Genomic DNA, 719 nt, shown 5'->3' on the forward strand with positions numbered 1-719 from the left:
CCAACCTTCACCACGCCGCGCTCCACGCGACCCGTCACCACCGTGCCGCGACCCGAGATCGAGAACACGTCTTCCACCGGCATCAGGAAGGCGCCGTCCACTGCGCGCTCCGGCGTCGGGATGTACGTGTCCAGCGCGTCGGCCAGATTCATGATCGCCACTTCGCCCAGCTCGCCCGTGTCGCCTTCCAGCGCCAGCTTGGCCGAACCCTTGATGATCGGCGTGTCGTCGCCCGGGAAGTCGTACTTCGACAGAAGCTCGCGCACTTCCATTTCGACGAGTTCGAGCAGCTCGGCGTCGTCCACCATGTCGCACTTGTTCAGGAACACGATGATGTAAGGCACGCCGACCTGACGCGCCAACAGGATGTGCTCACGCGTTTGCGGCATCGGGCCGTCAGCGGCCGAGCACACCAGAATTGCGCCGTCCATCTGCGCCGCGCCCGTGATCATGTTCTTCACATAGTCAGCGTGGCCCGGGCAATCGACGTGTGCGTAGTGGCGGTTAGCCGTTTCGTACTCGACGTGCGCGGTGTTGATGGTGATACCACGCGCCTTTTCTTCCGGCGCTGCATCGATCTGGTCGTATGCCTTCGCTTCGCCGCCGAACTTCTTGGTCAGCACCGTCGTGATCGCTGCCGTCAGCGTGGTCTTGCCGTGGTCAACGTGACCGATCGTGCCCACGTTCACGTGCGGCTTGGTCCGCTCGAATTTACCTTT

The 719-nt window shown here is 62.9% G+C and carries 1 protein-coding gene; it reads right to left on the reverse strand.

Translation table 11 applies throughout. The annotated features are described in order from the left end of the window. The coding region (locus QCE79_RS33285; RefSeq protein WP_309851733.1) for an elongation factor Tu at positions 1 to 719 on the reverse strand (719 nt) is incomplete at both ends.

The sequence above is a fragment of the Caballeronia sp. LZ003 genome, from assembly GCF_031451465.1.
Lineage (GTDB): Bacteria > Pseudomonadota > Gammaproteobacteria > Burkholderiales > Burkholderiaceae > Caballeronia.